Here is a 3,620-nt window from a genome sequence, read left to right as displayed (position 1 = left end):
AAGTCAGACACGGCTTTACGATCTCGCGGCGCCATGCGCCCGAGGTTTGCCCGTGAACGTCCCGCCCTCTTCGAGAAGAGGGCGTGCGGAACGCCGGGTGCCCTGTGCACCCACAGCCTCGCGTGCGAAAAAGGGTAGGCTGCACACGAGTATTTCAGTCACCGCAGATACACCGGCCTTCCCGGCGTCCCGCACGCGATGGTTTTAACGGCTTATCTCGTTGCTCCCCGGCAGCCGACTTCGCTTTTCGTTGCCGTCGGAACCGATGAGGATGGCCTTGGCCCGGCTTTGGGCGCTCTCATCGGCCCTTGGTGTCACGCGGGACACCGGGACCTCACGTCTTCACCGTCCGCCTGCAGCGCCGTACGTCAGCGTTCGGTTCGGCAACTCACGGACCCCTTGCGGGGATCGGCCCTGTCACCTCACCTCGCGCCTGACGCTGCCGCGTCCACCGCATCCTGCCCCGCGTCCGTGACGTTCGCGAGCGCCCCTGTAGTGGGGCAGGACACCAACAGCATAAGCGAGGTTTGAAGAGCGGGGATAGGTATACATTCACAAGTACGTGAACGCCGAACTTTGGTGCCCCGGACGCAGCGAGAGCGCCATAAGCGCGTTTACGCGCGTCTTCGACGCGCTACAGTCCAGCGCGAAGAGCGCTGCATCGCGCCCGGGAAACAAGCCGTGCTCAGACGGGCAAGCGCCTCAGGATGACGGCTATGCCTGATGCGCTTTGCCTATGATCGTTTTGCGGATCTGCTAACGACCCTCGGGCCGGGGGCGCTTCGCGCCGGATGATATTACTGATTTTGACCTCGCTCCGCTCCGCATGGCATGATGCCGTTTGCGAACGAGGAATTCAGCATGCTCAAAATACGTCCTGCCATCATTGCCTGCGCCCTGGCCATGCTCGCATGTTCGATCCTGCACGCCGACGCCGCGCCATGCGGCAGCTCGGCCGGCGGCTTTCCCGCCTGGAAGCAGGAGTTTGCCGGCGAAGCCCGCGCCAAGGGCATCAGCGCTTCCACCATCCAGGCGCTGATGGCGACCAATTACGCGCAAGCCACCATCAACGCCGATCGCGGCCAGCGCAGTTTCAACCTCTCGCTCGACCAGTTTCTCGCCAAGCGCGGTGCGGCAGCCATCGTGTCACGCGGCCGCTCCCTGAAGCAGTCGCAAGGCGCGCTGTTTGCCTCCCTCCAGAGCCGCACCGGCGTGCCGCCGGGCCCGTTGCTCGCGATCTGGGGCATGGAGACCGGGTTCGGCAGCCAGCGCGGCAACCAGAACATGCTCGCCTCGATCGCCACATTGGCCTATGACTGCCGCCGCTCGGCCTATTTCACCGAACATCTCTACGCAGCCCTGCAGCTGATCGACCGCGGCGCGCTGCAGCCTTCCCAGCGCGGCTCCATGCACGGCGAAGTCGGCCAGACCCAGTTCATGCCCAAGGCGATTCTCGCCTACGGCACCGGCAATCTCGAAGTCGCCGCCAACGCGCTGAATTCGACCGCGAACTTCTTGAAGGCCCACGGCTGGCGCGCGGGCGCGGGCTATCAGCCGGGCGAGGCGAACTTCGCCGCCATCCAGGCGTGGAATGCGGCCGGCGTTTATCAGAAGGCGATTGCGCTGATGGGGCGGCAGATCGATGGCGGGGAATGAGGTGACGTTCGCGGCAGATTGCCGCGACGCGCTGATGTTTGCGCCATTGCCAGCAAGTGAAGCAATCCAGAGCCGCGAGCGCTGATGCAAGAGGTGGATTGCTTCGTCGCAAGTGCTCCCCGCAATGACGGTTTTGTCACACGTGCCGCCGTCAGCCCCGCGTAACGGCGCGCTGTTATTTCGCAAGGGAGCGCGCTCTTGCGTGGCGAGCGCCTCGAGATGATTGCGAGGTGATCGCGCCGAGGTCGCTACCTGCGTCGTTGTACATACGGTATCATTCGAACCTCACGGAACGTTTTGACGGATGTCTGCAACACATGCCATCATGGCGGGGAATTAGGACGCACCAATGCCCTCCCTCCGCCTCTTCATCCTCTCAGTTCTCCTCCTCGCCACCCCCAGCCACGCCGCCCCCTGCGGCGGCGACTTCAACACCTTCGTCGCCAACATCTCCCGCGAAGCCGCCGCCAAAGGCATCTCGCAATCCGTGATCTCCCAGTCGCTCTCCGGCGTCACCCCGGACCCCGCGGTGCTCGCCTTCGATCGGCGCCAGCGCTACACTTTCAACAAATCCTTCGAGCAGTATGTCGCGACCCGCGTCGGCGCCGGGCGGATCAGCGGCGGGCGGGCGATGCTGCAGCGGCATGCGGCGCTGCTCGCCCGAATCGAGGCGCGGTTCGGGGTGCCGCCGGAGATCGTGGTGGCGATCTGGGGGCTGGAGTCGGATTTCGGCAAGGGCGACATCGGCAAGATGCCGGTGATCCGCACGCTGGCGACGCTGGCGCATGATTGCCGCCGCACCGAATTGTTCCAGGGCGAGCTGATCGCGGCGTTGCAGATCGTGCAGCGCGGCGATCTGCCATTGCGCGATCTGATCGGCGCCTTTGCCGGCGAGATCGGCCAGACCCAGTTCCTGCCGTCGTCCTACATCAAATACGGCGTCGATTTCGACGGCAACGGCCATGTCGATCTGCGCCACAGCGTGCCCGACGTGCTCGCCTCCACCGCCAATCTGCTGCGCACCGCGGGTTGGAAAGCCGGCGCGCCTTACGGCGAGGGGACTGCGAATTTCGAGGCGATGCGCGAGTGGAACAGAGCAACCGTCTACCGCAAGACCATCGGCTATTTCGCCGACCGGCTGGCGGGGCGGTGAGCATGGCGCACATGTCTCTATCCTTCCTGCTCACGTCGCTGATCGTCATCGTTTCACCCGGCACCGGCGTGCTCTACACGTTGGCGGCGGCGCTGACGCGCGGGTCGCGGGCGAGCGTCGCGGCGGCGTTTGGCTGTACGCTCGGGATCGTCCCGCATATCACCGCCGCCATGCTCGGCCTCGCCGCGGTGCTGCATACCAGCGCGCTGGCGTTCGCGGTGCTGAAATGGCTCGGCGTGTTGTATCTGCTGTCCATGGCGTGGCAGGCTTTGCGCGAGCGCGGCGCGCTCGCCGTCGATGGCCATGTCGATGTGCGCTCGACGGCAAAAGTGATCGTCACCGGATGTCTGATCAATATCCTCAATCCGAAACTGTCGATTTTCTTCCTGGCGTTCCTGCCGCAGTTCATCGCCGTGGGTGAAAACCACCCCGTGGCGCGAATGCTGGAATTGAGCGCAGCCTTCATGGCGATGACGTTTGTGGTGTTCGTGATCTACGGCCTGTTCGCCGCCTCGGTGCGCGACCGCATCGTCACCCGGCCGCAGGTCATGATCTGGCTGCGGCGTATCTTTGCCGGCGGTTTTGCCGTGTTGGGTTTGCGGCTGGCGCTGACGGAACGGTAGCAACGAACTCAGTCGTCATACCCGGCGAAGGTCGGGCATCCAGTATTCCAGAGCAGTGCGACTGGGTCGCCCGGTGAAGCCGTACCGGATGCACGCATCTCATCGTCATTGCCGGGCTTGACCCTACTGGATTCACACATCTCGCCGTCATGCCCGGCCTTGTGCCACGGCTGTCCGGTTCGATTTAA

At 64.3% G+C, this 3,620-nt stretch carries 4 protein-coding genes; 3 read left to right on the top strand and 1 reads right to left on the bottom strand.

Going from position 1 to position 3,620, the window contains the following annotated elements; all coding sequences use genetic code 11:
* Nucleotides 1–903 precede the first annotated feature (903 nt).
* The 3 genes from ACFE72_RS24080 to ACFE72_RS24070 all read left to right on the top strand — a co-directional run bounded on the left by ACFE72_RS24080 (nt 904) and on the right by ACFE72_RS24070 (nt 3,432).
* Nucleotides 904–1,656, top strand: coding sequence for a lytic transglycosylase domain-containing protein (locus ACFE72_RS24080; RefSeq protein ID WP_375415643.1), 753 nt, complete (start codon nt 904–906; stop codon nt 1,654–1,656).
* Between the two features lie 349 nt (nt 1,657–2,005).
* Nucleotides 2,006–2,809, top strand: coding sequence for a lytic transglycosylase domain-containing protein (locus tag ACFE72_RS24075; RefSeq protein ID WP_375415642.1), 804 nt, complete (start codon nt 2,006–2,008; stop codon nt 2,807–2,809).
* Between the two features lie 11 nt (nt 2,810–2,820).
* Nucleotides 2,821–3,432: a LysE family translocator gene (locus ACFE72_RS24070; protein ID WP_375415641.1), complete on the top strand. Its 612-nt coding sequence runs from the start codon at nt 2,821–2,823 to the stop codon at nt 3,430–3,432.
* 8 nt (nt 3,433–3,440) lie between these two features.
* Here the strand turns inward: ACFE72_RS24070 and ACFE72_RS24065 are convergent.
* Nucleotides 3,441–3,620: hypothetical protein (locus ACFE72_RS24065; protein ID WP_375415640.1), on the bottom strand; the 180-nt coding region annotated here is incomplete at its 5' end.

The sequence above is a fragment of the uncultured Bradyrhizobium sp. genome (genome assembly GCF_964252615.1).
Taxonomy (GTDB): Bacteria; Pseudomonadota; Alphaproteobacteria; order Rhizobiales; family Xanthobacteraceae; genus Bradyrhizobium.
This window is presented reverse-complemented; position numbering and strand designations above follow the sequence as displayed.